General features: G+C 70.4%; 1 protein-coding gene. It reads right to left on the minus strand.

Translation table 11 applies throughout. The annotated features are described in order from the left end of the window. Positions 1–35: 35 nt before the first annotated feature. Positions 36–1,288: ATP-binding cassette domain-containing protein (locus DBR34_RS17035; RefSeq protein ID WP_258224051.1), on the minus strand; the 1,253-nt coding region annotated here is incomplete at its 5' end.

A 1,288-nucleotide genomic window follows, 5' to 3' on the forward strand; every position in this document is an offset into this window, starting at 1 on the left:
GGCGGTGGCCTGCCAGTGCCCTTCGTGCCGCACTTCTATGCCAACTTCCCATCCCGCAACCGGTAGCTCCGATGCACGATGCCGTCCGGCAACACATCATGCGTAATCATCACCAGACTTCGGCTGCCCAGCGCAGCCACCATGTCATGCAACAACGCATGCGCGGTATCCACATCCAGCCCTTCGGTAGGCTCATCCAGCAACAGAATCGGTGAGCCGCGCAGCAGCGCCCGCGCCAGCGCCAGGCGCCGCGCCTGCCCGGCCGACATGGTGGCGCCGTTCTCGCCCACCCACGCCTGCAACCCGCCAATCTGTTCGGCCCAGCCCTGCAGGCGCACATCGGCCAGCACCTGCCACAACTGCGCATCCGTCGCCTGCGGATCGCCCAGGCGCAGATTGTCGGCCACGCTGCCCGCAAACACCGGCGCGTTCTGCGGCAGCCACGCCACCTGCCGGTGCCAATCGGCCTGGGCGAACTGACGGATGTCGACGCCGCCGTAGCGCACGTAACCGGCATCGGGGTCCCACAGGCGCAGCAGCAGCGACGACAGCGTGGTTTTGCCACAGCCGCTGTCGCCCTGGATGGCGATGCGATCACCCGGGCGCAGCTGCACCTGCAGCCCGTCCAGCAATGCCCGCTCCTGCCCCGGCCAGCGGAACGCCACGTGTTCCACGCTGAGCGTGGCCGGTTCGGTGGGCACCGGCACCGGATTCACCGGTTCGGTCACGCCGGCGGGCTGGTCCACGATCTGCTCCAGCCGCACCGCCGCCACCCGTCCGGACAACCACGACTGCCACGCCAGCCCGATAGCCGCCCACAGTTCCAGCAGCGCCACGGTGAGGAAGACCAGGCCCGCAGCCAAGGCGGCATCGATTGCGCCGCGCTCGAAACCGCGCAGTGCCACCCACACCATGGCCACCAGCCCTGCCGCCGCACACACACCGTGCAGCGCATTGCCACCGATCAACCGCACCCGGCGTCGGCGGTCGCGCGATTTCAGCTGCTTGGCGGCCACCAGCACGCGCTGGTTCCAGTGCTCGCGCGCCTGCAGGGCGGTCAGGTCCGCCGCACCTTCCAGGCCCTCGAAGGACTGCGCACGGAGCTGTGCGCGATGCAGCGCGCGGTCGCGCTCCTGGTCGCCGGCACCGCGCACGGTCAGCCACGGCACGCCCGCGCCGATCACCAGCGCGAGCACGCCCAGCAGCGCCGCTGCAGGCGGGTAGATGATGCCCGCGGCGATCACGCCCACCAGCGAGATGCCGCCCAGGGCCAGCAGCGGGCCGATCG

Origin of the sequence: Stenotrophomonas sp. HMWF003 (assembly GCF_003061285.1) — a bacterium.
Lineage (GTDB): Bacteria > Pseudomonadota > Gammaproteobacteria > Xanthomonadales > Xanthomonadaceae > Stenotrophomonas > Stenotrophomonas maltophilia_AP.